Origin of the sequence: Variovorax sp. RCC_210, assembly GCF_041355175.1 — a bacterium.
GTDB lineage: Bacteria > Pseudomonadota > Gammaproteobacteria > Burkholderiales > Burkholderiaceae_C > Variovorax.
Map to the genome: position 1 here is coordinate 54,140 of NZ_JBFUPJ010000024.1, position 26,089 is coordinate 80,228.

At 68.4% G+C, this 26,089-nt stretch carries 21 protein-coding genes; 9 read left to right on the plus strand and 12 right to left on the minus strand.

Annotation, left to right across the window (positions count from 1 at the left end):
* The gene (locus AB6807_RS37780) at positions 1–210 is read left to right on the plus strand and encodes a DNA gyrase inhibitor YacG (protein ID WP_116909173.1); all 210 of its coding nucleotides are present in this window, start codon (positions 1–3) and stop codon (positions 208–210) included.
* Positions 211–256: 46 nt separating this feature from the next.
* On the opposite strand, the gene AB6807_RS37785 is transcribed toward AB6807_RS37780, so the two are convergent.
* The 7 genes from AB6807_RS37785 to secA are packed head-to-tail and all read right to left on the minus strand — an operon-like array spanning position 257 to position 11,643.
* Positions 257–2,242 carry an acyltransferase family protein gene (locus tag AB6807_RS37785; protein ID WP_371088592.1) on the minus strand — a complete coding sequence of 662 codons (1,986 nt, stop codon included), beginning with the start codon at positions 2,240–2,242 and terminating at the stop codon, positions 257–259.
* Positions 2,243–2,260: 18 nt separating this feature from the next.
* Positions 2,261–4,243 carry an acyltransferase family protein gene (locus AB6807_RS37790; protein WP_371088593.1) on the minus strand — a complete coding sequence of 661 codons (1,983 nt, stop codon included), beginning with the start codon at positions 4,241–4,243 and terminating at the stop codon, positions 2,261–2,263.
* 17 nt (positions 4,244–4,260) lie between these two features.
* Entirely contained in the window at positions 4,261–6,234 is a 1,974-nt protein-coding gene (locus tag AB6807_RS37795; RefSeq protein WP_371088594.1) for an acyltransferase family protein, read from the minus strand.
* 7 nt (positions 6,235–6,241) lie between these two features.
* On the minus strand, positions 6,242–6,700 hold the full coding sequence (locus tag AB6807_RS37800) for an NUDIX domain-containing protein (protein WP_371088595.1): 459 nt from the start codon (positions 6,698–6,700) through the stop codon (positions 6,242–6,244).
* On the minus strand, positions 6,697–7,605 hold the full coding sequence (locus tag AB6807_RS37805; RefSeq protein ID WP_371088596.1) for an ATP-binding protein: 909 nt from the start codon (positions 7,603–7,605) through the stop codon (positions 6,697–6,699). Before AB6807_RS37805 ends, AB6807_RS37800 begins: the two co-directional genes overlap by 4 nt.
* Complete coding sequence (gene argJ / locus AB6807_RS37810) at positions 7,602–8,831, minus strand: bifunctional glutamate N-acetyltransferase/amino-acid acetyltransferase ArgJ (protein WP_371088597.1); 1,230 nt, start codon at positions 8,829–8,831, stop codon at positions 7,602–7,604. Before argJ ends, AB6807_RS37805 begins: the two co-directional genes overlap by 4 nt.
* Positions 8,832–8,859: 28 nt before the next feature.
* Positions 8,860–11,643 (minus strand): preprotein translocase subunit SecA, encoded by a 2,784-nt coding sequence (secA, locus tag AB6807_RS37815; RefSeq protein ID WP_116909179.1) that lies wholly within the window; start codon positions 11,641–11,643, stop codon positions 8,860–8,862.
* Positions 11,644–11,825: 182 nt separating this feature from the next.
* On the opposite strand from secA, the gene AB6807_RS37820 reads away from it, so the two are divergent.
* On the plus strand, positions 11,826–12,137 hold the full coding sequence (locus AB6807_RS37820; protein WP_116909180.1) for a hypothetical protein: 312 nt from the start codon (positions 11,826–11,828) through the stop codon (positions 12,135–12,137).
* Between the two features lie 50 nt (positions 12,138–12,187).
* Entirely contained in the window at positions 12,188–13,210 is a 1,023-nt protein-coding gene (locus AB6807_RS37825; RefSeq protein ID WP_371088598.1) for an ornithine cyclodeaminase family protein, read from the plus strand.
* 27 nt (positions 13,211–13,237) lie between these two features.
* On the opposite strand, the gene AB6807_RS37830 is transcribed toward AB6807_RS37825, so the two are convergent.
* Positions 13,238–14,383 carry a pyridoxal-phosphate dependent enzyme gene (locus AB6807_RS37830; RefSeq protein ID WP_371088599.1) on the minus strand — a complete coding sequence of 382 codons (1,146 nt, stop codon included), beginning with the start codon at positions 14,381–14,383 and terminating at the stop codon, positions 13,238–13,240.
* Positions 14,384–14,506: 123 nt separating this feature from the next.
* Between AB6807_RS37830 and AB6807_RS37835 the strand changes: the two genes are divergently transcribed.
* Entirely contained in the window at positions 14,507–15,133 is a 627-nt protein-coding gene (locus AB6807_RS37835; protein WP_371088600.1) for a transcriptional regulator, read from the plus strand.
* A gap of 48 nt (positions 15,134–15,181) precedes the next feature.
* Here the strand turns inward: AB6807_RS37835 and AB6807_RS37840 are convergent, their stop codons facing one another.
* The 4 genes from AB6807_RS37840 to AB6807_RS37855 form a co-directional block, all read right to left on the minus strand.
* Positions 15,182–16,369: a pyridoxal-phosphate dependent enzyme gene (locus AB6807_RS37840; protein WP_371088601.1), complete on the minus strand. Its 1,188-nt coding sequence runs from the start codon at positions 16,367–16,369 to the stop codon at positions 15,182–15,184.
* 268 nt (positions 16,370–16,637) lie between these two features.
* The gene (locus tag AB6807_RS37845; RefSeq protein WP_371088602.1) at positions 16,638–17,294 is read right to left on the minus strand and encodes a hypothetical protein; all 657 of its coding nucleotides are present in this window, start codon (positions 17,292–17,294) and stop codon (positions 16,638–16,640) included.
* Positions 17,295–17,442: 148 nt separating this feature from the next.
* Positions 17,443–18,489, minus strand: coding sequence for a response regulator (locus tag AB6807_RS37850; protein WP_371088603.1), 1,047 nt, complete (start codon positions 18,487–18,489; stop codon positions 17,443–17,445).
* Positions 18,486–22,118: an ATP-binding protein gene (locus AB6807_RS37855; RefSeq protein WP_371088604.1), complete on the minus strand. Its 3,633-nt coding sequence runs from the start codon at positions 22,116–22,118 to the stop codon at positions 18,486–18,488. The genes AB6807_RS37850 and AB6807_RS37855 overlap by 4 nt, the downstream gene beginning before the upstream one ends.
* Positions 22,119–22,222: 104 nt before the next feature.
* On the opposite strand from AB6807_RS37855, the gene AB6807_RS37860 reads away from it, so the two are divergent.
* The 5 genes from AB6807_RS37860 (at position 22,223) to ureE (ending at position 25,926) form a co-directional block, all read left to right on the plus strand.
* Positions 22,223–22,525 (plus strand): urease subunit gamma, encoded by a 303-nt coding sequence (locus AB6807_RS37860; RefSeq protein WP_116909187.1) that lies wholly within the window; start codon positions 22,223–22,225, stop codon positions 22,523–22,525.
* 31 nt (positions 22,526–22,556) lie between these two features.
* The gene (locus tag AB6807_RS37865; protein ID WP_371088605.1) at positions 22,557–23,165 is read left to right on the plus strand and encodes a HupE/UreJ family protein; all 609 of its coding nucleotides are present in this window, start codon (positions 22,557–22,559) and stop codon (positions 23,163–23,165) included.
* Positions 23,166–23,173: 8 nt separating this feature from the next.
* A complete protein-coding gene (locus AB6807_RS37870; protein WP_116909189.1) occupies positions 23,174–23,479 on the plus strand; it encodes an urease subunit beta in 306 nt (101 codons plus the stop codon).
* The gene (gene ureC / locus AB6807_RS37875; protein WP_116909190.1) at positions 23,479–25,221 is read left to right on the plus strand and encodes an urease subunit alpha; all 1,743 of its coding nucleotides are present in this window, start codon (positions 23,479–23,481) and stop codon (positions 25,219–25,221) included. The genes AB6807_RS37870 and ureC overlap by 1 nt, the downstream gene beginning before the upstream one ends.
* Positions 25,222–25,311: 90 nt before the next feature.
* On the plus strand, positions 25,312–25,926 hold the full coding sequence (ureE, locus tag AB6807_RS37880; RefSeq protein WP_371088606.1) for an urease accessory protein UreE: 615 nt from the start codon (positions 25,312–25,314) through the stop codon (positions 25,924–25,926).
* Positions 25,927–26,089 lie beyond the last annotated feature (163 nt).

A 26,089-nucleotide genomic window follows, 5' to 3' on the forward strand; every position in this document is an offset into this window, starting at 1 on the left:
ATGAGCAAGTTGAACGCGAAGGGCGAGCGCATCGTGCGCTGCCCCACCTGCGGCGGCGACAGCATCTACGCCCCGAGCAACGCCTACCGGCCGTTCTGCAGCGCGCGCTGCAAGGGCGTCGACCTGGGGGCCTGGGCCAGCGAGGAATTCCGCATGCCCGCCGAAGCACCGCCCGACGACAACCCGTTCGGCGACCCCAAGATCCAATAAGACCGGCGAAACCGGCGGCCTCGGGCCTCTTTCCAGAGGCCCCGGATTACTTGCCGCTCGCTTCTTGGTCCAGCAACGCCGGGTCGATGTAGGTCGCGAAACTGCGCGCGTAGCGCGGGCGCAGATGGCCAATGTCCTTGTACGCGGGCGATCCGTCGTCCGGCATGCTTCGCAGGCACTGGCCGTCGGCGCACAGGCTGTCGAAAGGCGCGATCACTTGCGCCCCGTTGGCCTCGGCCACCTGCCTGAGCCGCGCGTTGAACTGCGCCTGGTCCGCCGGCATCGGCGCCTTCAGCTGGCCGCTGGCGGCCGTCATGCCGCCGAGCCGGCTGCCCTGGATCTGCCGGAGCGGATCGAAGTCCATGCCCACCGGATTGCCCAGCACCAGGTAGACCTTCTTGTGCGCCGACAGCCGCTTCAGCACCTCGCCCAGCGACTTGAGCGACAGGTCGATGCCGTCGCCGCCGAGGAAGGGGTGCACGGCCTTCTTGTCGTCCACGAAGTAGTTCACCGTGGGGCCGGCGCCGGTGAAGTAGCAGCTCCAGCAGGCACCGATCACCACCGAATCGACTTCCGGCTTGAGCGCCAGGTCGAGCACCGCCGCGCGCCGCTCGTCGCAGCCGGTGTCGCTGCCGCTGAACAGGCCCGGCACCGGCGGGCAGGAGCCCCGGGTCGCGAAATAGGCCGTGCGCGCCTTGTCGGGTTGCGTGCGCAGCAGCTCGAGCGCGCGCGGCGCGTACTGCTCGACGTGGCTGTCGCCGATCAGCAGCACGTTGTGCTTGCCGTTGCCGGCGCGGTAGACGAACTGCCCGCCCAGCGCCGCCTCCTCGAAGCCCGCGTAGTAGTTGTCCTCGCGCGTGGCGTCGGCCACCGCCTGCAGGGCCGGGCTGTCGTTGCGCGGCAGCGGGGTGCCCAGGAACACCAGCACGCCGGCCACCGCCAGCGCCGCGCCGCCGCCGGCCAGGCCGCGCAGCATGCCCTGCGACAGGTGCAGCTTCACGAAGCGTTCGAGAAAGCGGTAGGTGGCCCACGCCAGCACGACGGAGGCCACCACCATCGCGATGCGCACCTGCAGCGAAGGCTCTCCGCCCGCCACGATGCGCGCGTAGGACAGCAGCGGCCAGTGCCACAGGTACAGCGGATAGCTGATCAGGCCGATCCACACCATCACCCGGTTCGACAGCAGGTATCTGTTGAGCACGCCGTTCGGCCCCGCCGCGATGCAGCTCACCGCGCCCAGCACCGGCAGCAGCGCCCACCAGCCCGGAAACGCCTTGGTGCTGCGCGTCATGAACAGGCCCAGCACGATCAGGCCCACGCCGACGACGGACTGCAGGTGCTTCGTCCAGGGTTGTGATGCAGATGAATCCGCCGCGCCCGCCGGCGCGTTCATCGCCTGCAGCCGCATCGCCGCCAGCAGACCGCCGGCCATCAGCTCCCATGCCCTCGACAGCGGCGAGTAGAAGGCGGCTGCGCGGTGCGGTTGCACCGTGAGCACGTTGACCAGGAACGAGGCGATGGCCACCGCCAGCGTCACCCGCAGGATCGGCCAGCGCTTGCGCCAGGCCAGGCCCAGCAGCAACGGCCAGAAGATGTAGAACTGCTCCTCGATGCCCAGCGACCACAGGTGCAGCAGCGGCTTGGTTTCGGCGCTGGCGTCGAAGTAGCCGGCTTCGCCCAGGAACACCAGGTTGGCGAAGAACGCCGCCCCGCCCGTGGTCTGCTTGCCCAGCTGCGAGAACTCGCCGGGCAGCAGCACGTACCAGCCGAAGGCCAGCGTGGCCAGCAGCACCAGCACCAGCGCCGGAAAAATCCGCCGGATGCGTCGCGCATAAAAGTCGCGGTAGCTGAACTCGCCCGCGGCCAGGCTCTGCAGAAGAATGGTCGTGATCAGGAAGCCCGAGATCACGAAGAAGATGTCCACCCCGATGAAGCCGCCCGGCAACAGGCTCGGAAAGGCGTGGTACGTCAGCACCGAGCCCACCGCGATCGCGCGCAGGCCGTCGATGTCCGGGCGGTATTTGGGGTGCATCGTTCGCTTCGGGGGCGCTCAGCGCGCCGGTTGTTGCGCGGCGCTGCCCGGCGCGGCGCGCAAGGTGCGGTCGAAATAGCTCGCCTCTTCCCGCGTATAGCGCGGACGCAAGTGGTTGGCGTCCTTGTAGGCGGGCGCCCCGTCGGGCATCGTGCGCAGGCACTGGTCGTCCTTGCACAGTGCCGCCACCGCGTCGATAGGCTCGGCCCCGCTCGCCTCTGCGATGGCGCGCAGCCGCTCGTTGAGTTGCTTCTGGCCAGGCGGCAGCAGGGTCGTCGGGGTCGAGGTTGTCGCGTCCATGTGCGTCAGGCGGCCGCCTTCGATCAGGTGCTTGGGCTCGAACTCCGGCCCGCCGGGGTTGTCGAGCAGGAGGTAGACCTTCTTTTGGCGCGCCAGTTCGCGCAGCATGAATTCCAGCGAGGCCAGCGAGCGCTCGATGCCATCGCCGTTCTGGAACGGATGAACCTGCTTGTCGGCGCCGCGGAAGTAATACTCGAGCGCACCATGGTCGACGAAGTAGCAGTTCCAGCAGCTGCCGATCACCACCGAGTCGACCTCGGGACGCATCGCGTAGGCCAGCATGGCGTCGCGCTGCTCGGAGCAGCCGACGTTCTTGTCCGCCTGCACGCCCGGCACCGCCGGACATGCGCCCCGGGTCACGAACCAGGCCGACTTGTCCTTGTCCAGCATCGACGTGCGGGCCATTTCCAGCGCGCGCGGGGCGTACTGCTGCATGTGGCTGTCGCCCAGGAACAGCACCCGCTTGGGCCCGTCGCCGACCTTGTAGGCCACCTGGTCGCCGATCATCTCGCGCTTGAATCCGCCGTAGTAGTCGGCGTCGAACGTGGCGTTGGCCACGACCTGCAGCCTGGCGCCGTTGTGGCGCGGCTCCAGCACGCCGAAGAAGATCACGGCGCCCAAGGCGGCCAGCAACGCCATCCCGGCGCCCAGCGCCTTGAGCGTGCCCGGACCGGGACGGTTCCGCGCATGGCGCTCGACGAAGCGGTACGTGGCCCACGCGAGCAGCACGCTGGCCACCAACGCGCCGGCACGGTGCGCGAACGACGGGTTCAGGTTCAGCGGGTCGTCCTCCAGGATGCGCACGAACGCCAGCAGCGGCCAATGCCACAGGTATAGCGGATAGCTGATGAGCCCGATCCACACCATCACCCGGTTCGACAGCAGGTACTTGTTCAGCACGCCGTTCGGGCCGGCGGCAATGCAGCTCACCGCACCCAGCGTGGGCAGCAGCGCCCACCAGCCGGGGAAGGCCTTGTTGCTGCGGATCATGACCAGCCCGAGCACGATCAGCCCCACGCCCAGCACCGATTGCACATGACTGCGCCACACATTGGGTGCTGGCGCCTTCAGCCGCATGCACGCCAGGATGCCGCCCACCATCAGCTCCCAGAAGCGGGAGGCCGGCGAGTAGAACGAGGCGGCCGGCAGCGGGTGCACGGTGGTCACGTTGACGAGGAAAGAAATGACGGCCACCGCCAGCACCACGCGCACGATGGGCCAGCGCTTGCGCCAGGCCAGCCCCAGCAGCAGCGGCCAGAAGATGTAGAACTGCTCCTCGATGCCCAGCGACCATAGGTGCAACAGCGGCTTGGTCTCCGCGGCCGTGTCGAAGTACCCCGACTCGCCCCAGAACACCAGGTTGGCGACAAAGGCCGCCCCGCCCACGGTCTGCTTGCCGAGCTCGGCGAACTCGTCGGACAGCAGCATGTACCAGCCGACCAGCAGCGTGGTCAGCAGCACCACGATCAGCGCCGGAAAGATGCGCCGGATGCGCCGCGCATAGAAGTCGCGGTAGCTGAAATCGCCCGCCGCGAGGCTCTGCAAAATGATGGTCGTGATCAGGAAGCCCGAGATCACGAAGAAGATGTCGACTCCGACAAAGCCGCCCAGCAGCGCCTTCGGGAACGCGTGGTACAGCACCACGGAGCCCACCGCGATCGCGCGCAGGCCGTCGATGTCCGGACGGTACTTGGGGTGCATCGTTCGCGTAGGTGCGCTCAGCGCGCTGGCTGCGGCGCGGCGGTGGCTGGGGCCGTGCGCACCGTGCGGTCGAAGTAGCTGCCCTCTTCCCGCGTGAAGCGCGGACGCAGGTGGTCGGCATCCTTGTACGCGGGCGCGCCGTCGGGCAGCGTTCGCAGGCACTGGCCGTCCTTGCACAGCACGGCCATCGCGTCGATGGGCTCGGCGCCGGCCGCTTCGGCGATGGCGCGCAGCCGGTCGTTCAGTTGCTTCTGGTCGGCCGACAGCGGCGCGGTCGGCGTCGTCGCCAGCGCTTCCATGTGCGTGAGGCGACTGCCCTCGATCAGGTGCTTGGGCTCGAACGCCGCACCGGCCGGGTTGTCCAGCAGCAGGTAAACCTTCTTGTGGCGCGCCAGTTCGCGCAGCGTGTACTCCAGCGAGGCCAGCGAGCGCTCGATGCCGTCGCCGTTCTGGAACGGGTGCACCTTGTTGTCAGCGTCGCGAAAGTAGTACGCCAGCGCGCCCTGGCCGACGAAGTAGCAGTTCCAGCAGCCGCCGATCACCACCGAGTCGACCTGCGGTCCCAGTGCGTAGGCCAGCATGGCGTCCCGCCGCTCGGCACAGCCGATGTTCTTGTCCGCGTGCACGCCGGGCACGGCCGGGCATGCGCCCTGGGTCGCGAACCAGGCCGACTTGTCCGGCATGGCCAGGGTGCGCGCCAGCTCCATCACGCGCGGCGCGTACTGCTGAATGTGGCTGTCGCCCAGGAACAGCACCCGCTTCGGGCCGCCGCCGACCTTGTAGATCAGCTGTTCGCCGATCTGGTCGAGCTTGTAGCCCTCGTAGTAGTCGGCGTCCAGCGTGGCGTTGGCCACGACCTGCAGCCGTGCGCTGCTGTTGCGCGGCTCGGGCACGCCGAAGAAGATCGCGGTGCCGGCAACGGCCACCAGCACCATGCCCCCGCCCAGCAGCTTGAGCGTGCCGGCGCCGAGGCGATTCCTGGCGAAGCGCTCCACGAATCGGTAGGTGCCCCACGCCAGCAGCACGCTCGCCACCATCGCGCAGGCGCGGTACACCGGCGACGGGTGCAGCGGGTCGGCCTCCAGGATGCGCACGAACGCCAGCAACGGCCAGTGCCACAGGTACAGCGGATAGCTGATCAGCCCGACCCACACCATCACCCGGTTCGACAGCAGGTGCTTGTTCAGCACACCATTCGGGCCGGCGGCGATGCAGCTCACCGCGCCCAGCGTGGGCAGCAGCGCCCACCAGCCGGGGAAGGCCTTGCTGCTGCGGATCATGACCAGCCCGAGCACGATCAGCCCCACGCCCAGCACCGATTGCACGTGGCTGCGCCACACATTGGGTGCCGGGGGCTTCAGCCGCATGCACGCCAGGATGCCGCCCACCATCAGCTCCCAGAAGCGGGAGGCCGGCGAGTAGAACGAGGCCGCCGGCAGCGGGTGCACGGTGGTCACGTTGACGAGGAAAGAAATGACGGCCACCGCCAGCACCACCCGCACGATGGGCCAGCGCTTGCGCCAGGCCAGCCCCAGCAGCAGCGGCCAGAAGATGTAGAACTGTTCCTCGATGCCCAGAGACCACAGGTGCAGCAGCGGCTTGGTCTCCGCGGCCGTGTCGAAGTACCCCGACTCGCCCCAGAACACCAGGTTGGCGACAAAGGCCGCCCCGCCCACGGTCTGCTTGCCGAGCTCGGCGAACTCGTCGGACAGCAGCATGTACCAGCCGACCAGCAGCGTGGTCAGCAGCACCACGATCAACGCCGGAAAGATGCGCCGGATGCGCCGCGCATAGAAGTCGCGGTAGCTGAAATCGCCCGCCGCGAGGCTCTGCAGGATGATGGTCGTGATCAGGAAGCCCGAGATCACGAAGAAGATGTCGACCCCGACGAAGCCACCCAGCAGCGCCTTCGGGAACGCGTGGTACAGCACCACGGAGCCCACCGCGATCGCGCGCAGGCCGTCGATGTCCGGACGGTACTTGGGGTGCATCAGTCGGTCAGCGGGACGGCGCGATGTCCGGAGTGACGACGGGCGGCGCCACGAAGGGCAGCCCACGCTCCTCGCACAGCCACTGCAGCACCGGGAACGCGCCCGGGAGCACCGGGTTCACGTCCAGAGGCAGTTGCTGCCACGCCATCTGCTGGCCTTCGCGCATCTCGAATTCGCCGCTCCACGCCGTCACCTTGCACCAGTGCAGGCGCACCAGCGCATGCGGGTAGTCGTGCTCGGTGACCTTCCAGACCTCGGCGCCCTCGACGGTGATGCCGAGCTCTTCGTGCAGCTCGCGCCGCAGTGCCTCCTCGACCGTTTCGCCCGCCTCGATCTTGCCGCCGGGAAATTCCCAGAAGCCCGCATAGGCCTTGCCTTCGGGCCGGGTCGACAGCAGCAGCGCGTCGTCGGCCAGGCGAATCAGCACGCCGACCGCGACCTCCGTGTGCTTGCGCGGCTCGCTCACGCGGCGCCCTGCCCGGCACCCAGGCCCGCGTCGTTCCCCGCACGCCCTGCGTAGTCACGCGCGAACTGGTAGGCCACGCGCCCGCTGCGCGAGCCGCGCTCCAGCGCCCACACCAGCGCCTCGGGCCGCGCGGCCTCGATGGCGGCCGGCGTCACGCCGAACGACGACAGCCACTGGGCCACGATCGTCAGGTATTCGTTCTGGCTGAAGGGGTAGAAGCTCACCCAGAGGCCGAAGCGCTCCGACAGCGAGATCTTTTCCTCGATCACCTCGCCGGGGTGGACTTCGCCGTCCTCGGTGTGGGTGTACGAGAGGTTGTCCTTCATGTACTCGGGCAGCAGGTGGCGCCGGTTGCTGGTCGCGTAGATCAGCACGTTGGGCGTGGACGCCGCGATCGATCCGTCGAGGATCGACTTCAGCGCCTTGTAGCCCGGCTCGCCCTCGTCGAAGCTCAGGTCGTCGCTGAACACGATGAATTTCTCGGGCCGCTGCGACACCACCTCGACGATGTCGGGCAGGTCGACCAGCTCGGCCTTGTCCACCTCGATCAGGCGCAGGCCCTGCGGCGCGTAGGTCTGCAGGCAGGCGCGAATGAGCGACGACTTGCCCGTGCCGCGCGCGCCGGTCAGCAGCACGTTGTTGGCCGGCTTGCCCTCGACGAACTGCTGCGTGTTGCGCGCGATCTTTTCCTTCTGGACGTCGATTTCCTTCAGCGAATCGAGCGACATCGCGGCCACGTGCTTCACCGGCTCGAGCACGCCGTGGCCCGAGTTGCGGCGGCGGTAGCGCCAGGCGATGGATGCGTTCCAGTCGGCGGGCGCGGACAGCGGCTGCGGAAGAACCGATTCGATGCGGGTTATGAGCTGCTCGGCGCGCTCGATCAGTTTCTGGAACTGCTCGTTCATGACCGGTAGTCGGCGTTGATGGTCACGTAGTCGTGGCTCAGGTCGCAGGTCCACACGGTTTCGCTGGCGTTGCCGCGGCCCAGGCCGATGCGCACCGTGATCTCGCTCTGCTTCATCACGCGCTGGCCGTCTTCCTCGCGGTAGGCCGGGTTGCGCCCGCCCTTCACTGCCACGTGCACATCGTCCAGGAACAGGTCGATGCCGGTCTGGTCGAGGTCGTCGATGCCCGCATAGCCCACCGCCGCCAGGATGCGGCCCAGGTTCGGGTCGCTGGCGAAAAACGCCGTCTTCACCAGCGGCGAATGCGCCACGGCATAGCCCACCTGCTTGCACTCGGCGGCGTTCTTGCCGCCTTCGACCTGGATGGTGATGAACTTGGTCGCGCCTTCGCCATCGCGCACGATGGCCTGCGCCAGCAGGCGCGCCACGTTCTGCATGGCCGCCACCAGCGCCTGGCCATCCGCCGAGTCGAGCGAGGTGATGGTGGCGTGCGACGCCTTCTGCGTGGCGATGACCACGAACGAGTCGTTGGTCGAGGTGTCGCCGTCGATGGTCACGCGGTTGAACGAGCCATCGGCCAGCAGCCTGGCCAGCGGCTGGATCAGCGACGGGTCGATCTTCGCGTCGGTGGCCATGAAGCCCAGCATGGTCGCCATGTTTGGGCGGATCATGCCGGCGCCCTTGCTGATGCCGGTGATGGTGACCGTGGCACCGCCGAGCTGCACCTGCTGGCTGAACGCCTTGGGGATGGTGTCGGTGGTCATGATGCCCTCGGCCGCGCGCGCCCAGTGGCTTTCCGATGCGTCGGCCAGCGCGGCCGGCAGGCCCGCCTCGATGCGGTCCACGGGCAGCGGCTCCATGATCACGCCGGTGGAGAACGGCAGGATCTGCTCGGGCGCGATGTCCAGGTGGCGCGCCAGCGCGATGCAGGTGGAGCGCGTGCGCATCAGGCCGTCTTCGCCGGTGCCGGCATTGGCGTTGCCGGTGTTGATCACCATCGCGCGAATGCCGAAGTTCGCGCCCAGGTGGTCGCGGCAGACCTGCACCGGCGCGGCGCAGAAGCGGTTCTGCGTGAACACGCCACCGACCGCCGAGCCTTCGTCGATCAGCACGACCGTCAGGTCCTTGCGATTGGCCTTGCGCACGCCCGCTTCGGCCACGCCGATGCGGACGCCGGGCACCGCGAACAAGGCGGCGGGATCAGGGGCGGACAGGTTCACAGGCATGGGGATTTCTCTTCGGAAGTTGGGTGGGTCAGCTGAGCTTGCCGTGGCACTGCTTGAATTTCTTGCCACTGCCGCAAGGGCACGGATCGTTGCGCCCGACACGGCCGAAGGCCGCGGCCTCGGCGCTGATGACGCCCGCGGCGGCTGCCGCGCGGCGCTGGCTTTCCTCGTCGACGCGCACCTCGACCTCGCCGGTCTCGGTGGGGGCGCTGTAGGTGATGTTGGCCACGTTCTCGCCGCGGCTTTCCAGCGCTTCGGCGGCTTCCTCGAGCTGTTCGCCCGACTGCACGCGCACCGTCATCAACTGGCGCGTGACCTCGTTCTTGACCGAGTCGAGCAGCTGGCCGAAGAGCTCGAAGGCTTCGCGCTTGTATTCCTGCTTGGGCTGCTTCTGCGCGTAGCCGCGCAGGTGGATGCCCTGGCGCAGGTAGTCGAGCGAGGCCAGGTGTTCGCGCCAGTGGGTGTCGATGCTCTGCAGCAGCACCATGCGCTCGAACTGGGTGAAGTTCTCCTGGCCGATCAGCGCCACCTTGGCGTCGAAGGTCTCGTTTGCGTGTTGCAGCACCTTCTCGACGATGTCGTCGTCGGCAATGGCGTCGGCGGCTTCCACTTCCTTCTTGAGCGGCATGTCGATGCCCCACTCGTTGAAGAGGCTCTTCTCCAGGCCGTCCAGGTCCCACTGCTCCTCGACCGATTCCCTGGGCACGTACTGGCGCACCAGGTCGCCGAAGCAGCCTTCGCGCAGGCCCGCGATCTGCGCCGTGAGGTCGCCCGCGTCGAGGATGTCGTTGCGCTGCTGGTAGATCACCTTGCGCTGGTCGTTCGACACGTCGTCGTACTCGAGCAGCTGCTTGCGGATGTCGAAGTTGCGCGCCTCGACCTTGCGCTGCGCGCTCTCGATGCTGCGCGTGACGATGCCGGCCTCGATGGCCTCGCCGTCGGGCATCTTCAGGCGGTCCATGATCGCCTTCACGCGGTCGCCCGCGAAGATGCGCATCAGCGGATCGTCCAGGCTCAGGTAGAAGCGCGAGGAGCCCGGGTCGCCCTGGCGGCCCGAACGGCCGCGCAGCTGGTTGTCGATGCGGCGCGACTCGTGGCGCTCGGTGGCGATGATGCGCAGGCCGCCCAGCGACTTCACGAACTCGTGGTCCTTGGCCCATTCGGCACGAACCAGCGCAATGTCGGCTTCCTTGGCGGCGTCGTCGCGGCCTTCGTCGTTCTCGATGGCCTCGATCATCTTCTCGATGTTGCCACCCAGCACGATGTCGGTACCGCGGCCGGCCATGTTGGTCGCGATGGTGATCATCTTCGTGCGGCCGGCCTGCGCCACGATATCGGCTTCGCGGGCGTGCTGCTTGGCGTTGAGCACCTGGTGCGGCAGGTCGGCCTTGGTGAGCAGCGCGTCGATGATTTCGGAGTTCTCGATGGACGAGGTGCCCACCAGCACCGGCTGGCCGCGCTCGTAGCACTCGCGGATGTCCTGGATGGCCGCCTCGTACTTCTCGCGCGTCGTCTTGTAGACGCGGTCGAGCTGGTCATCGCGCTTGCTGATGCGGTTCGGCGGAATGATCATGGTCTCCAGACCATAGATTTCCTGGAACTCGTAGGCCTCGGTGTCGGCCGTGCCGGTCATGCCGGCCAGCTTGCCGTACAGGCGGAAGTAGTTCTGGAAGGTGATCGAGGCCATCGTCTGGTTCTCGGCCTGGATCTCCACGCCTTCCTTGGCTTCCACGGCCTGGTGCAGGCCGTCGCTCCAGCGGCGGCCCGTCATCAGGCGGCCGGTGAACTCGTCGACGATGACCACTTCGCCCTGCTGCACCACGTAGCTCTGGTCGCGGTGGTAGAGGTGGCGGGCCCGCAGCGCTGCATTCAGGTGATGCATCAGCGTGATGTTGGCCGGGTCGTACAGCGAAGCGCCCTCGGGCAGCAGCTTGAACTCGCCCAGGATGCGCTCGGCGTTCTCGTGGCCGTCTTCGGTCAGGAACACCTGGTGGGTCTTTTCGTCGACCGTGAAGTCGCCGGGCACGGTGACGCCTTCGCCGGTGCGCGGGTCGGCCTCGCCTTCCTGCTTGGTCAGCAGGGGCACCACCTTGTTGATGGCCAGGTAGAGGTCGGTGTGGTCTTCGGCCTGGCCGCTGATGATCAGCGGCGTGCGGGCTTCGTCGATCAGGATGGAGTCGACCTCGTCGACGATGGCGTAGTTCAGCGCGCGCTGCACCCGGTCGCCCGGCTCGTACACCATGTTGTCGCGCAGGTAGTCGAAGCCGTACTCGTTGTTCGTGCCGTACGTGATGTCGCTGCCGTAAGCGGCCTGCTTTTCCTCGCGTGGCATCTGCGGCAGGTTGATGCCCACCGTGAGACCCAGGAAGTTGTAGAGGCGGCCCATCCAGGTCGCGTCGCGGTTGGCCAGGTAGTCGTTCACCGTGACCACGTGCACGCCCTTGCCGGACAGCGCGTTCAGGTACACCGGCAGCGTGGCGGTCAGGGTCTTGCCTTCGCCGGTGCGCATTTCGGAGATCTTGCCGTTGTGCAGCGCCATGCCGCCCAGGAGCTGTACGTCGAAATGCCGCATCTTCATGATGCGCTTGGAGCCTTCGCGCACGGTGGCGAAGGCTTCGGGCAGCAGGGCGTCCAGGGTTTCGCCCTTGGCGATGCGGTCCTTGAACTCCTGCGTCTTGGCGCGCAGCCCGTCGTCGCTGAGCTTCTCGAACTCGGGTTCGAGCGCATTGATGCGTTCCACCGTCTTGCGATACTGCTTGAGCAGCCGATCGTTGCGACTGCCGAAAATCTGGGTCAGGAAGTTGGTTGCCATGGGTGGAGATGGGCGGGCACCTGAGACGACAGGCACTGCGACCGGATTCCCTAAGATATGGTGAAAGCAGTTGGGCGCGCCCTCTTCAAAAACAAGTTTTGAAAGCGAGCAGCCTTTTTTCCGGCGCGAACGCCGGCAAACCGGGCATTTTAGCTGTCTTGTTTCTAACCCCTGGATTACCCATGTATCGCCGCACGCCCCCCCCGATTTCGCTGCAGCAGGCAGCGGAAGGCTCGCCCACCCTGGGCAGCCTGATGGCGCGTGCCCGCGACACCGCGGAGCGGCTGAAAGCCGTGGAAGGGCTCATTCCCCCGGCCATGCGCGCGGCCATCCTGCCCGGCCCGGCCGAGGGCGACGTGTGGTGCCTGCTGGTGAAGGGCAGCGCCGCGGCCGCGAAGCTGCGCCAGCTGTCGCCGATGCTGGTGACCCGGCTGAAGAACAAGGGCTGGGACGTGGCGACGATCCGCATCAAGCTGTACACCGGGGGCCGCTGACGCCGAAGGTTGTCTTTGATTTTTCGTCTGGACTTGGATAATATTTCCAGATGACATCATCTCCACGGCCCACCGACACCCCTGCTGACGCCCTTGCTGACGCCCCTGCCGACGCCACGCTCCTGCTGCTCGACAAGCACCAGGTCGACGCCCTCCTCTCCCCCGACGACGTACTGCAGGCCGTGCGCGAGGCCTTCGTGCTGCACAGCGACCGCGAGGGCCGCGTGTTCCCGGTCGTGCGCGAGCCGCTGAAGACCGGCGGCGTGTTCGGCATCAAGTCGGGCGACGTGCAGGCACAGGGCCTGCTCGGCTTCAAGGCTGCCGGCTTCTGGCCCGCCAACCGGCAGCGCGGCGGCGAGCCGCACCAGGCGACCATCCTGCTGATCGACCCCGCCACCGGCCGGCCGCTGTGCGTCATCGACGGCAACACCGTGACCACCGTGCGCACGGGTGCCGCGGGCGGCCTCGGCCTGCAGCAGCTCGCGCGGCCCGGCAGCGCGCGGCTGTGCCTGTTCGGAACGGGCGTGCAGGCGCGCATCCAGCTCGACTTCGCGCTGCGGCTGGTGCCGACGCTGAAAGAGGTGCGTTACGTGAGTGCGAATGGCCAGCGCAACACCGACTTCGAGGCGCAGTTCGCCGGCCGCTGCACCATCGCGCCCGCGCCGGAGCGCAACGCCGCGGTCGCGCAGAGCGACATCGTGATCACCGCCACCCCCGGCGGCGGCGCGCTCTTCGCAATGGAGGCCGTGCAACCCGGCACACACTTGAACTGCGTGGGCGCCGACACCAAGGGCAAGCGCGAACTGCCCGACGGCCTGCTGTCGCGCGCCCGCCTGGTGGTGGACGACCGCACGCAGGCGCAGCAGATCGGCGAGACCCAGTGGGCGCCCGACACGCCGAGCCTCGAACTCGGCGACCTGCTGAGCGGCAAGGCGCCCTTCGAGCGAGCCCCGGGCGACATCACCGTGTTCGACATGACCGGCCTCGCGCTGCAGGACCTGACCGTCGCGCGCCGGCTTCACGCGCGGGCGACGGAAACCGGCTCGGGCACACGCATCGCGTGGCCCTGGTAAATAGAAAGAACAAAAGACGGGGGCCGCTCAGGCGGCGGCGCCGAACAGCTCCGTCATGAACTGCGTCGACTTCAGCCCTGTGCCTGTCAGCAGGACCACCGTGGTCTCGGTCGGCCGGATGTCCCCGCGCTGCGCCAGCACGTCGACCGCCGCCGCGGCGGACGCGGAAGTCGGCTCGGCGTAGAGCCCGCTCGCGGCCAGCCGCTGCACCGCCGCCTTGATCTGCGCTTCGGTCAGCGCCACCGTCTTGCCGTCGGTCTCGCGCAGCGCCTGCAGGATTTCCCGCAGCCGCACCGGCCGCTTGATCGCCGTGCCTTCGGCGATGGTCGGCTGCACGGCGCGCTCCACCAGCGTGTCCACGCCGGCCGTGAAGCTCGCGTCGATCGGCGAGCAGTTCAGCGGCTGCGCCACGAAGATGCGCGGCAGCTTGCTGATCTGCCCCGCCGCCAGCAGCTCCTTGAAGCCGATCCAGCAACCGAGCACGTTGCTGCCCGCGCCGGTCGGGATCACCACGTTGTCGGGCGCGACAAAGCCCAGGTCTTCCCACAGCTCGTAGGCCAGCGTCTTCGTGCCCTGCAGAAAGAACGGGTGCCAGTTGTGGCTCGCATAGAAGATCGACGCCGACTGGCGCACCGCCTCGTACTCGGATTCCTCGCGTGGCCCCGGCACCAGTTGCACCTCGGCGCCGAAGGCCCGGATCTGCGCCACCTTGGGCGCTGGCGTGTAGCTGGGCGCCAGCACCTTCACGCGCATGCCCGCCGCCGCCCCGGCCGCGGCAATGGCCGCGCCGCCGTTGCCCGAGCTGTCTTCGAGCACCGCATCGACGCCGATCTGGCGCAGGAAGGACATCATCACGGCCGCGCCACGGTCCTTGAAACTGCAGGTCGGGTTGAACCATTCCAGCTTGAAGTAGGGCTCCATGCCGCCCCAGCGCTTCTGCACCAGCGGCGTGCAACCCTCGCCCATGCTCGCGGGCCGCTCGATGGCCACGGGCAGCGCCGCGCGGTAACGCCACAGCGAGCGCGTGCGCGAATCGATGTCGTCGCGGCCGATGCCGGGCAGCGGCGTGACCAGCATCGGGTTGCCGTCGTCCGAGCGCCAGCGGCGCTCGGAGAGTTCGTGGTGCCTGCCGGTGCGGGGATCGACGTAGCGGGCGCGTTCTTGCTGGGTCATGTCGCGGCTCCTGGATGAATCTGACGAAGTTGGATGAATTTGTGCAGATTTGGATAATACATCCAACACTAGACTTTTTGTACATTCTGGATACTTCGTCCAGAGCTGGATACATTGGGCGGCATGAAAAAGCAGTCGAACAAGCACGTCCTGGAAACGCTGCGCCACCTGGCCGAGGGCCTGGGCGAAACCTTCGCGCCCTTTTGCGAGGTGGTGGTGCACGACCTGAGCAACCCGAAGAACGCCATCTACGCCATCGAGAACAGCCTGAGCGGCCGCGAGGTCGGCCAGTCGGTCACGGAGCTGGGACTGGCGCGCATCCGCGACCCCGAATTCCCCGCCGTGATCGCCAACTACGCCAACACCTTTCCCGACGGGCGCAAGGTCAAGAGCACCTCCATCGGCGTGAAGGACGAGAGCGGCGAGTACGTGGCCGCGCTGTGCCTGAACGTCGACCTCACGCTGTTCCAGAGCTTCCAGGGCGCGATCTCGCAGTTCACGCGCATCGACGACAAGGAGGTGCACGAGCACCTGGAGGCGGGCGGCGCGCACTCGGAGCGCATCCACGCGCGCATCGACGAGTTCGCGGCCACGCGCGCCACCACCTCGCGCTCGCTCAAGCCGGCCGACCGCAAGCAGCTGGTGCAGGAACTGAAGAAGGCCGGATTGCTCGAGGTGCGCCGCGGCGCCGAGATTGCGGCGGCGCACATGGGCGTGTCGCGCGCCACTGTTTACAGCGACGCCAAGTAAGGCCGGGCAGAACGCTCAGGACGCCCGCCGGCCAGCCGCCGGAAAAGATCAGCGGTCGGGCCAGGTCGGGTCGCTTGCCGCGTTCGCGGTCAGCATCAGCACCACATGGTCGTCGGGCGCGATGGCGTTGCTCTCGCGCAATTGCCCCAGCGCCGCCAAGCCGCCGGCCGCGCACAGCTCGGCACTGACACCGGCCGCCGTGAGCAGCCCGCGCGCCTCGCGCGCCTGGTCGTCGTTCACCACCACCGCGCCGCCGCCCGTGGCAGTGGCCGCCTGCCACTGCAGGTAGGTGACGGTCGCGCCCGCGGTGGAAAACTGCGCGGTGTGGCCCGGGTAGCTGCCGTTGATGGCGCCGCCCGCGAACACGCGCGACAACCTCGGGAACGGCTCCACGAGCCACAACTTGGGCAGTCGCGTGATGCGCCCGGCGGCCAGCAGGTCGCGAAAGCCCGCGTAGATGCCCCAGGCCAGGTCGCCGCGCGCGGTGGGAATCACGATGTGGTCGGGCAGGCCGCCCTGCGTCACGCACTCGAGCGCCACGGGCTTGTAGCCCTCGATGGCGAGCGGCGCGCTGCCCAGCGCGGGCAGCCGGTAGTTGCTGAGCGCGAAGTAGCCGGGGTGCTGCGAGCGCTCGCGCACGAAGGCCCAGCGGCCTGCGTTGTCGGCGAACACGTAGCGCCGAGCGCCCAGCGCGTCGAGCTGGCGCGTGTACGTGGCGGGCATGCCTTCGTAGGTGGCCACCTCGCAGCCCAGGCCCGCGGCCCAGGCGTAGTGCGCCGCCGACACCGCGGCGTTGCCCGACGAGGCCAGCACCAGCGTGTGGGCGTCGAAGTCGAGCGCCTGCGACACGCCCATCGCCGTCATGCGGTCCTTGTGCGAGCCGGTCGGGTTGCACGACTCGTCCTTCAACGCCAGCCGCGCCACGCCGAACCGCTGTGCCAGCTCGGGCATGTCCTGCAGTGGCGTCTGCCCCTCGCCGAGCGTGAAGGGCGCCGTATAGGGCATGGGCATGCCATGCGCGCCGTATCCCTCGCCGTGACTCTCGCCGTGGCCCTCGTTGTCGATGTCGCTCCCGGGCAGGTAGCTGGCGCGCAAGGCCACGTGGAAGCCCGCGCGACGGCAGGCCGGGCAGCCGTCATGCACCAGCGTCACCGGGTAGAGCGCATCGCAGCGCAGGCACTGCAGCCCGCGAAGCCGCGGGTTGCGCTGCGGCCTGGGCGTCCGGTCCCTCACCATGCCCAAGGGATTTCCCGAGGGATGCGCGAGGAAATCCGGGGGAGGAACGGCGAACTTGAAGTCCAGAACGGGCGATGTCGTCACAGGGTCTTGCGTTGGAGGTTGTGCCCAAATCTTATGCAAATGGAAATAAAAGTCAGCAGGGTCGGCCGCCCGGCCGATAAAAAAACCGGTTCGTGGAACGCACGCCACGCTATCTGCGGTGCGGCAGAAGCTTTACACGGAGGCTCTACTTGAAGGCTTTACTTCCAAGCCTCGTTCCAAGGCTTTACTTCCAGGTGAACTCGTGGTTCAGCCCGACCACGAAGCCGCGCACCCCCTGCGGCCCGGTGCGCGAGGTGCTCACGTCCACGCTGATCAGCGGCGTGAGGCTGAAGCGCCCGCCCACGCGCGAGGTCCATACGTTCGACGCGCGGTTGCGCTCGGCAATCAGCGACACCGTGTCGTTCAGCGCCCACTCAACGGCCGCGCCCTTGCGCGAGGTGCGCGCGCCGGTGCCGTTGGCCCAGTCGGCGCCGAGGTTGGCGTGCACCTGCAGGCTGTCGAACGGCCGCCAGGTGACCGGCACGACGAACTGCCCGCCCGCCCTGCCACCGCGCTTCAGGTCGAACACCGCGCCCATCGACACGGCGGCGCTGAAGGGCGCATCAGGCGCCTGGCCGTAGAAGTTCCACTTGAGCTGCGGCCCGCCCGTGACCGCGTGCACGCCGGCCACCGACGTGCGGTCGAAGTTCAGCCCCAGCTCGACCGGCCCGACGCGGCAGGCGGGTCCGAAGTGAAAACCGGTGACGGGCTCCACGCCCGTGCGGCCCCACCACGTTTCGTACTGGCACTGGCCGGGGTCCAGCGTGCTGGCGTCGTCGACGTCGAAGTGGCCCGCCGCGTGCGCGCCCGCGGCGAGCAACAGGCAGCAAGCCGCGAGCATTCCGCCCGCGCATGGCGGTCGGATGGTTGTCGTGTGCCTGTTGTTGTTCATCGCGCGCGTCCCGGGGGCCCTCGAAACATTCTAGGGACGCGGAAAGTCGGCGCCATGACGCTGCCGCCCCCGGCGGGCCGCCGCGCCGCGTGCGCCTTCAGATCTCGAACTGCGGCTGCAATTCGCGGATGCGCTTGATGGCCACGCCGGCCGCGGCGGTGCGCGTTTCCACGCCCAGCTTCACGTACACCCGCTCCAGGTGCTTCTTGGCCGTGGCCGGGCTGCTGCCCAGGATCTCGCCGATGTCCTTGTTGGTCTTGCCCTTGACCACCCAGTACAGCACCTCGGCCTCGCGCGCCGTGAGCTTCAGGCTCAGGCTCATCGCCTCGATCACGCCGGTGTCGGACACCTCGCGCATGATGATCATCCACTCGTCGCCGTCGTCGTCGCTGCTGGTCTGCTGGTGCAGCCGCAAGGTGAGGCTGCCGGCGCCCTGCGCAATGGAGAGCGCCGGCGGCTCGATGCCGCGCTGGCGTGCATCGGGCGTGTGCTTGCGCAGCCACTCGAGCACGGCGGGCGGGGTCTCGGGGGCGCGCGTTTCGCAGTAGCGCTGCAGCAGGTCGCGCGCCAGCGCCGTCTGCCAGATCAACCGCCCCTCGGGCAGGCGCACGGTGATGCTCGCGTAGCCGAAGGCGTCGAGCGCGTTGCGCGCCTGGCCGGCCTGGCGCGCGTCCTGCCGCGCGCGGCGCGCGCCTTGCAGGTGCACGTTCATGCGCGCCAGCACTTCCTTGGGCTTGATGGGCTTGGTGACGTAGTCGACACCGCCGGCCTCCAGCGCCGCGACCAGGTGTTCGGTTTCGGTGAGCCCCGTCATGAACACGATGGGGATGTGCGCCGTGGCCGCATCGGCCTTCAGCCGGCGCGCCACCTCGAAGCCGTCGATGCCCGGCATCATCGCGTCGAGCAGCACGATGTCGGGCCGCGCCTGCGCCGCGCGCTGCAGCGCCTGCTCGCCGTTGGTGGCGATGAGCACGGTGTAGCCCGACTCGTCGAGCGCGTCGTGCAGCACGGCCAGGTTGTCGGGCACGTCGTCGACGATCAGCACCAGGTCGCTGTTGGCGCCCTGCTGCTCGCGCAGCGTGCGCGCCAGGGGCGAGGGGCTGGCGGCGTGCGGATCGATGGCGTGGGGAGGCGTCTGTGTCATGCGGCGCTTTCAACGGCTTCGGCGAGCGCGCGGCTCATGGCTTCGAACTGGAACTGGCGCGCCAGCACGCGCTGCGTTTCGCTCCAGCCCGCGCATTCGGGCTGCGCCGCGTCGATGGCGTCGAGCTGGTTCATGATGCCGCGAAAGTAGCCCAGGCTGACCGCCTCTTCCAGCGCGCGCAGGCGCGCCAGCGTAGGCGCCTGCAACGTGCGCGGAGCCACCGGCACGGCCTTGGCGGCGGTGTCGGTCCATTGCAGGCCAAGCCGGCGCCCGAGCCAGTCGAGCAGTTCGCTGTGCCTCACCGGCTTGACGAAGAAATCTTCCGGCGCAATGGCCACGTCGTTGTCCAGCCCCTTGTCGAAGGCATTGGCCGACACGATGGCCACCGCGGCCTCGGTCAGCCCCAGCCTGCGCGCGCGGCGAATGGTTTCCCAGCCGTCGATGCCCGGCATCGCGAGATCGACGAACATCGCGTCGGGCCGGTAGCCGGCGGCAATCAGGTCCAGCGCGTCGTGCCCGCTGGCCGCGCTGCGCAGCTCGAAACCCAGCGGCGCGAGCACGTGGCCCAGCAGGTCGCGGTCGGCCTCCTCGTTGTCGACCACCAGCAGGCGGCGTCGCGGGCCTTCATAGCCGCGCCGCGTGCGCTGCGCCGGCGCCGGCCGCGCGGCGCCGAGCACCGTGTCGTGCACGCGCGGCAAGAACAGCCGCACACAGAAGAGCGAGCCCACGCCCGGCGTGCTGCTGACCTTCATCTCGCCGCCCATCAGGTCGGTCAGCATCTTGGCGATGGTCAGGCCGAGCCCCGCGCCCGGCGCGGCCGACGCGCCCGCCGAATTGCCGCGCGCAAAGGGTTCGAAGATGCGCGCTATGTCCTCGGCCGGCATGCCCGGCCCGGTGTCCTCGATTTCCACCGACGCGAACTCGCGCGCATACGCCAGCCGCAGCGTGACCTGCCCCGCCGCCGTGAACTTGATCGCGTTGCCCAGCAGGTTGATGAGGATCTGCAGCACCCGCTTCTCGTCCGCGCGCACCACCTCGGGCAGCGAGCCGGCCGCCTCGAAGCGAAACTGCAGCCCCTTCTCCGCCGCCTGCAGCTCGAACATGTCGGCCAGCTCGCGCAGCGTGTCGGCGAAGCGCATCGGCTGCGCGTGCAGCGTGAGCTTGCCGGCCTCGATGTGCGCGATGGCCAGCGTGCCCTCGATGAGCGACAGCAGGTGCTCGCCGCCGCGCTTGATGACGGCCACGGCCTGCTGCCGGTGCGGCGGCACCGAGTGGTCTTCGCCCATGAGCTGCGCGTAGCCCAGGATGCTGTTGAGCGGCGTGCGCAGCTCGTGGCTGATGGCGCTGATGTAGCGGCTCTTGGCCTGGTTGGCCTGGTCGGCGGCCTGCTTGGCCTGCTCGGCGGCGAGCTTGGCTTGTTCGGCCGCGAGCTTGGCGTGCTCCGCGATCTCGCGTGCCTCGTCGGCCGTCTGCTTGGCGGCCTGCAGCGCGCGGTCGGTCTCGCGGTGCAGCTCAATCTCGCGCACCAGCAGGTGCGTCTGGCGGTTCGATTCTTCTTGCGCCACCTTGCGGCTCTGGTGCGCCAGCACCAGCCACCACGCCACGATGCCCGCGATGACCAGCAGCGCCATGTAGGCCTTCAGGAAGCCCGAGCGCAGCGACAGCTTCTGCACCCCCGCCAGCGCCGCGGCCACATCGGCCTGCGAGGCGAGCTCCAGCGCCCCCTCGCCGAAGGCGCGGAGCTCCTGCTGGTAGAGCACGCCGAACACCACCGCCAGCAGCGGCACGATGACCAGCATCAGCAGCAGGAAGTGGCCCAGCCCCGTGTCCAGGTAGCGCCAGCTGCGCCGCGGCAGCAGCCAGCGCAGCACCGCCGACCACTGCGACGACAGGCTCGCGTGCGGCTTGCACAGGTCGCCGCAGCGCGCGTCCAGCGTGCAGCACAGCGAGCAGATCGCGCCCTGGTAGGCCGGGCAGTGGGCCATGTCGGGGCCTTCGTACTCGCGCTCGCAGATCACGCAGTGCTGCACCTTCAGGCGCTGGTAGCTGCCGGTTTCCACCCGTGCCCAGCGCACCGCGCGCGGGCCTTCGGCGGGCGCGAAGGCCACCGCACCGTGCGCCTCGTCGGAGCCGCGCGCCAGGTAGTACTTGCCGCCGGTGGCCCAGGCCAGGAGCGGCGAGGCCACCAGCGCCGTGCCCAGCGCGATGAGCGCCGAAAACGCCTGCGCCAGCGGCCCGAACACCCCCAGGTGCGCCGTGATCGACAGCACCGAGGCCAGCGCCATCGCGCCCACACCCACCGGGTTGATGTCCCACAGGTGCGCGCGCTTGAACTCGATGCCCGGTGGCGACAGGCCCAGCGGCTTGTTGATGACCAGGTCGGCCACCACCGCCATCATCCAGGCGATGGCGATGTTGGCGAACAGGCCCAGCACGTCGCCCAGCGCCTCGAACACGTTCATCTCCATCAGCATGAAGGCGATGAGCGCGTTGAACACCACCCACACCACGCGCCCCGGGTGGCTGTGCGCCACGCGCGAGAAGAAGTTGCTCCACGCCAGCGAGCCGGCGTAGGCGTTGGTCACGTTGATCTTCAGCTGCGAGATCACCACGAACAACGCCGTGGCCGCCACCGCCCAGCCGTAGTTGGGAAACACGTATTCGTAGGCCGCCAGGTACATCTGGTTGGGGTCGACCGCGCGGTCGGCCGGCACCATGTGCGTGAGCGCCAGGTACGCCAGCAGCGCCCCGCCCAGCATCTTGCAGACCCCCAGCACCACCCAGCCCGGCCCGCCGGCCAGCACGCCGGCCCACCAGCGGCGCGCGGTGCCGGCGGTGCGCGCGGGCATGAAGCGCAGGTAGTCGGCCTGCTCGCCCATCTGCGTGATCAGCGCAATGCCGACCGTCAGGGCTGCGCCAAACAGGTGCAGATTGAAGCCCTGTGTGCCGGCCCTGACACCGTTGTAGTGCGTGATGCCCGCAAACGCACCAGGATCGCGCACCAGCACATAGCCGAAGGGCACCACCAGCATCAGCAGCCACAGCGGCTGCGTCCACAGCTGCAACCGGCTGATGGCCGACACCCCGTGCGTGACCAGCGGAATCACCACCAGCGCGCACACCAGGTAGCCCCACACCGGCGGAATGCCCAGCGCCAGCTCCAGCGCGTAGGCCATCACCGCCGCCTCGAGCGCGAAGAAGATGAAGGTGAAGCTCGCGTAGATCAGCGAGGTGAGCGTGGAGCCGATGTAGCCGAAGCCGGCGCCGCGCGTGAGCAGGTCCATGTCCACCCCGTAGCGCGCCGCGTACACGCTGATGGGCAGGCCCGCCAGGAAGATGATGAGCCCCGTTGCCAGGATCGCCCAGAAGGCGTTGGCGAAGCCGTACTGCACCAGCAGCGTGGCGCCCACCGCCTCCAGGATCAGGAACGACGCCGCGCCGAAGGCCGTGTTGGCCACCCGCCATTCGGACCACTTGCGAAAGCGCTGCGGCGTGTAGCGCAGGGCGTAGTCCTCGAGCGTTTCGCTGGCCACCCAGCTGTTGTAGTCGCGCCGTACCTTGACGATGCGCTGCGGAGCGTCGTCGGGAGGAAGGGGCGGGGCGTCGGTACTCACACCGAAAAGGTGCATCTTTCATGCCACCTGTACGGCTTTTGGCGAACAGGGCACGACTGTTGCAAAGAAGCCGTCTTCCCCATAATGGCCGCCTCCTCCAGCCACCCGATGCCGATCCCATGGAACTGACCCCGCGCGAAAAAGACAAGCTGCTGATCTTCACCGCGGCGTTGCTGGCCGAACGCCGCAAGGCCCGCGGCCTGAAGCTCAACTATCCCGAAGCCATCGCGCTGATTTCCGCCGCCGTGATGGAAGGCGCCCGCGACGGCAAGAGCGTGGCCGAGCTCATGAGCGACGGGCGCGCCGTGCTCACCCGCGCCGACGTCATGGACGGCATCGCCGAGATGATTCCGGACATCCAGGTCGAAGCCACCTTCCCCGACGGCACCAAGCTCGTGACCGTGCACCAGCCCATCGTCTGAACCTCTCCCGACAAGAAGAAAGACCTTTTTCATGCGCTTCGCCAAGTCCTTCCCCCTGCTTGCCACCCTGCTCGCCACCCTGCTGCTGCCGCTGGCCGCCAGCGCCCACGTCGGCGTCGACGGCGGCATGCACCACGGCTTCAGCACCGGCTTTCTGCACCCGCTGACCGGTGCCGACCACCTGGCCGCCATGGTCGCGGTCGGTTTCTGGAGCGCCCTGTCCGCGCGCCGCGCCTGGCCCGACCTGCTCTGGGCGCCGCTGGCCTTCGCCGGCATGCTGCTGGTGGGCGCGCTGATGGGCCTGGCCGGCGTGCAGCTGCCGGCGGTCGAACCGATGATCGCGGCCTCGCTGCTGGTGCTGGGCCTGCTGGTGGCCACGCGCGTGCACCTGCCGGCCGGCGTGGCGATGGCGGTGGTGGGCGCCTTCGCGGTGTTCCACGGCGTGGCGCATGGCCACGAGCTGGCGAATGAAGACGGCGCGGCCCTCACGCTGGCCGGTATGGTCGGCGCGACGGTGCTGCTGCACGGGGCCGGCATCGCGCTGGGCTGGTCGCTGCGCCATGCCAACGCATGGCTGCCGCGCGTGGCGGGTGCCGCGGTGGTCGGCCTGGGCGCCACGCTGCTCGCGCAAGCGATCTGAGGCCGGCCATGACGCCCGGCGAACTCCTCACCGACGACGGCGAGCACACGCTCAACCCCGGCCGCCGCACCCTCACGCTGGTGGTGCAGAACACCGCCGACCGCCCCATCCAGGTCGGCTCGCACTACCACTTCGCCGAGACCAACGGCGCGCTCGGCTTCGACCGCGAGGCCGCGCGCGGCATGCGGCTGAACATCGCCTCGGGCGCCGCCGTGCGCTTCGAGCCGGGGCAGCAGCGCACCGTCGAGCTGGTCGATTTTTCGGGCGACCGCGTCGTCTACGGCTTTCGCGGCCTCGTTCAAGGAAAGCTCTGATGGCCACCATTTCAAGGCGTGCCTACGCCGAAATCTTCGGCCCCACCGTGGGCGACCGCGTTCGCCTGGCGGACACCGACCTGCTGATCGAGGTCGAGGCCGACTACACCCTGCGCGCCGGCGGCTACGGCGAAGAGGTGAAGTTCGGCGGCGGCAAGACCATTCGCGACGGCATGGCGCAGTCGCAGCGCACGCGCGACGGCACGGGCAGCGGCCCGACCGCCGGCGGCGCCGTCGACACGGTGCTGACCAACGCGCTCATCCTGGACCACTGGGGCATCGTGAAGGCCGACATCGGCCTGAAGGGCGGGCGCATCGTGGCCATCGGCAAGGCCGGCAACCCCGACGTGCAGCCGGGCGTGGACATCGTCATCGGCCCGGGCACCGAGATCATCAGTTGCGAGGGCAACATCGTCACCGCCGGCGGCATCGACAGCCACATCCACTTCATCTGCCCGCAGCAGATCGAAGAGGCGCTGTCGTCCGGCGTGACCACCATGCTGGGCGGCGGCACCGGCCCGGCCACCGGCACTTTCGCCACCACGGCCACGCCCGGCCCCTGGCACATCGAGCGCATGCTGCAGGCGGCCGATGCGTTTCCCATGAACCTGGGCTTCCTGGGCAAGGGCAACGCCAGCCTGCCCGATGCGCTGCACGAGCAGATCGACGCCGGCGTCATCGGCCTGAAGCTGCATGAAGACTGGGGCACCACGCCCGCGGCCATCAGCAACTGCCTGGACGTGGCCGACGCCACCGACACGCAGGTGGCCATCCACAGCGACACGCTCAACGAGTCGGGTTTCGTGGAGAACACCATCGCCGCCGTGGGCGGGCGCGCCATCTGCGCCTTTCACACGGAGGGGGCGGGCGGCGGGCATGCGCCGGACATTCTGCGGGTGGTGGGCGAGGGTAACTTCCTGCCGTCGTCGACCAACCCCACGATGCCCTACACCGTGAACACGCTCGACGAGCACGTCGACATGCTCATGGTGTGCCACCACCTGGACGCCGGCATCGCGGAAGACCTGGCCTTTGCCGAGTCGCGCATCCGCAAGGAAACCATTGCCGCCGAAGACGTGCTGCACGACCTGGGCGCCATCAGCATGTTCAGCTCCGACAGCCAGGCCATGGGACGCGTCGGCGAGGTCATCATCCGCACCTGGCAGACCGCGCACAAGATGAAGCTGCAGCGCGGCAAGCTGCCCGAGGACAACGAGCGCAACGACAACTTCCGCGCGAAGCGCTTCGTGGCCAAGTACACGATCAACCCCGCCATTGCGCACGGCATCGCGCACGAGGTGGGTTCGCTGGAGGTCGGCAAGTGGGCCGACATCGTGATCTGGAAGCCGGCCTTCTTCGGCGTGAAGCCCTTCACCATTTTGAAGGGCGGCACCATCGCCATGGCCGCCATGGGCGACCCGAACGCATCGATTCCCACGCCGCAGCCGGTGCACTTCCGCCAGATGTTCGGCGCCTACGGCGGCTCGCTGGCCAGGAGCTCGCTCACTTTCGTGTCGCAGGCCGGCCTGGCCTCGGGCATCAAGGAGCGCTACGGCCTGAGCAAGCAGCTGAGCGCGGTGAAGAACATTCGCGGCGTGCGCAAGCAGCACATGGTGCACAACGGCTATACGCCGAAGATGGAAATCGACGCGCAAACGTACGCCGTGCGCGCCGACGGGCACCTGCTGACCTGCGAGCCGGCGAAGCTGCTGCCGATGGCGCAGCGGTATTTCCTGTTCTGACGCGAGGACAAGCGCCTGCTTGACAGGCTGCGTATCCTCGAGGGTATTCATCCAGTCAACGAGCGCCCCCCGCGGCGCTCCCTTCGCACCATGCTCACCGCCAACAAACTCATGCCCCAGGGCCGCGGCCTCGCGCCCGTGTTGCTCAAGCGCGCCGCCACCATCGAGCTCGACTGGGACGTCCGCCAGAAAAGCCGCTTCGACGCTACCGATTCGCAGGGTCGCCAGATCGGTGTGTTCCTGCCGCGCGGCACTGCGGTGCGGGGTGGCGATGTGCTGGTGGCGGAAGACGGTTCGCTGGTGCGCGTGATCGCGGCGCCGCAGCCGGTGTTGCGCATCACCCATTGCACGGCCCACGGCACGCCTTTCGACCTGACGCGCGCGGCCTATCACCTGGGCAACCGGCATGTGCCCATCGAGCTCAAGCCCGACCACCTGAAGATCGAGCCCGACCATGTGCTGGCCGACATGCTGCGTTCGATGCACCTGATCGTGGTGGCCGTCGACGAAGCCTTCGAGCCCGAGGGCGGCGCTTATGGATCGCATGGCGGCGGACATGGCCATGATCACGCGCACGATCACGGCCACAACCACGATCATTCGCACGGCAGCAGCAAGGGACCGAAGCCGCTGGTGCTTGCGCCTGAACTGCTCGATGACCATGACCATTCGCACGGTCATGACCATCACGGTCACTCGCACTGAAATGAGGCTGGCTGCTTGTGTCGGGCGTTGTTCGGGGCGCGATCACGCCGGCGGGGTAGCCCTTTTCTCGAATGTCCCCCGGCCTTCGGCCTCCTCCTTTTACCGGGACTTCTCCAATCCGCAAGCGGCGGTGCGAGTTTGGTTTTTCAATAGGCGGTATTGG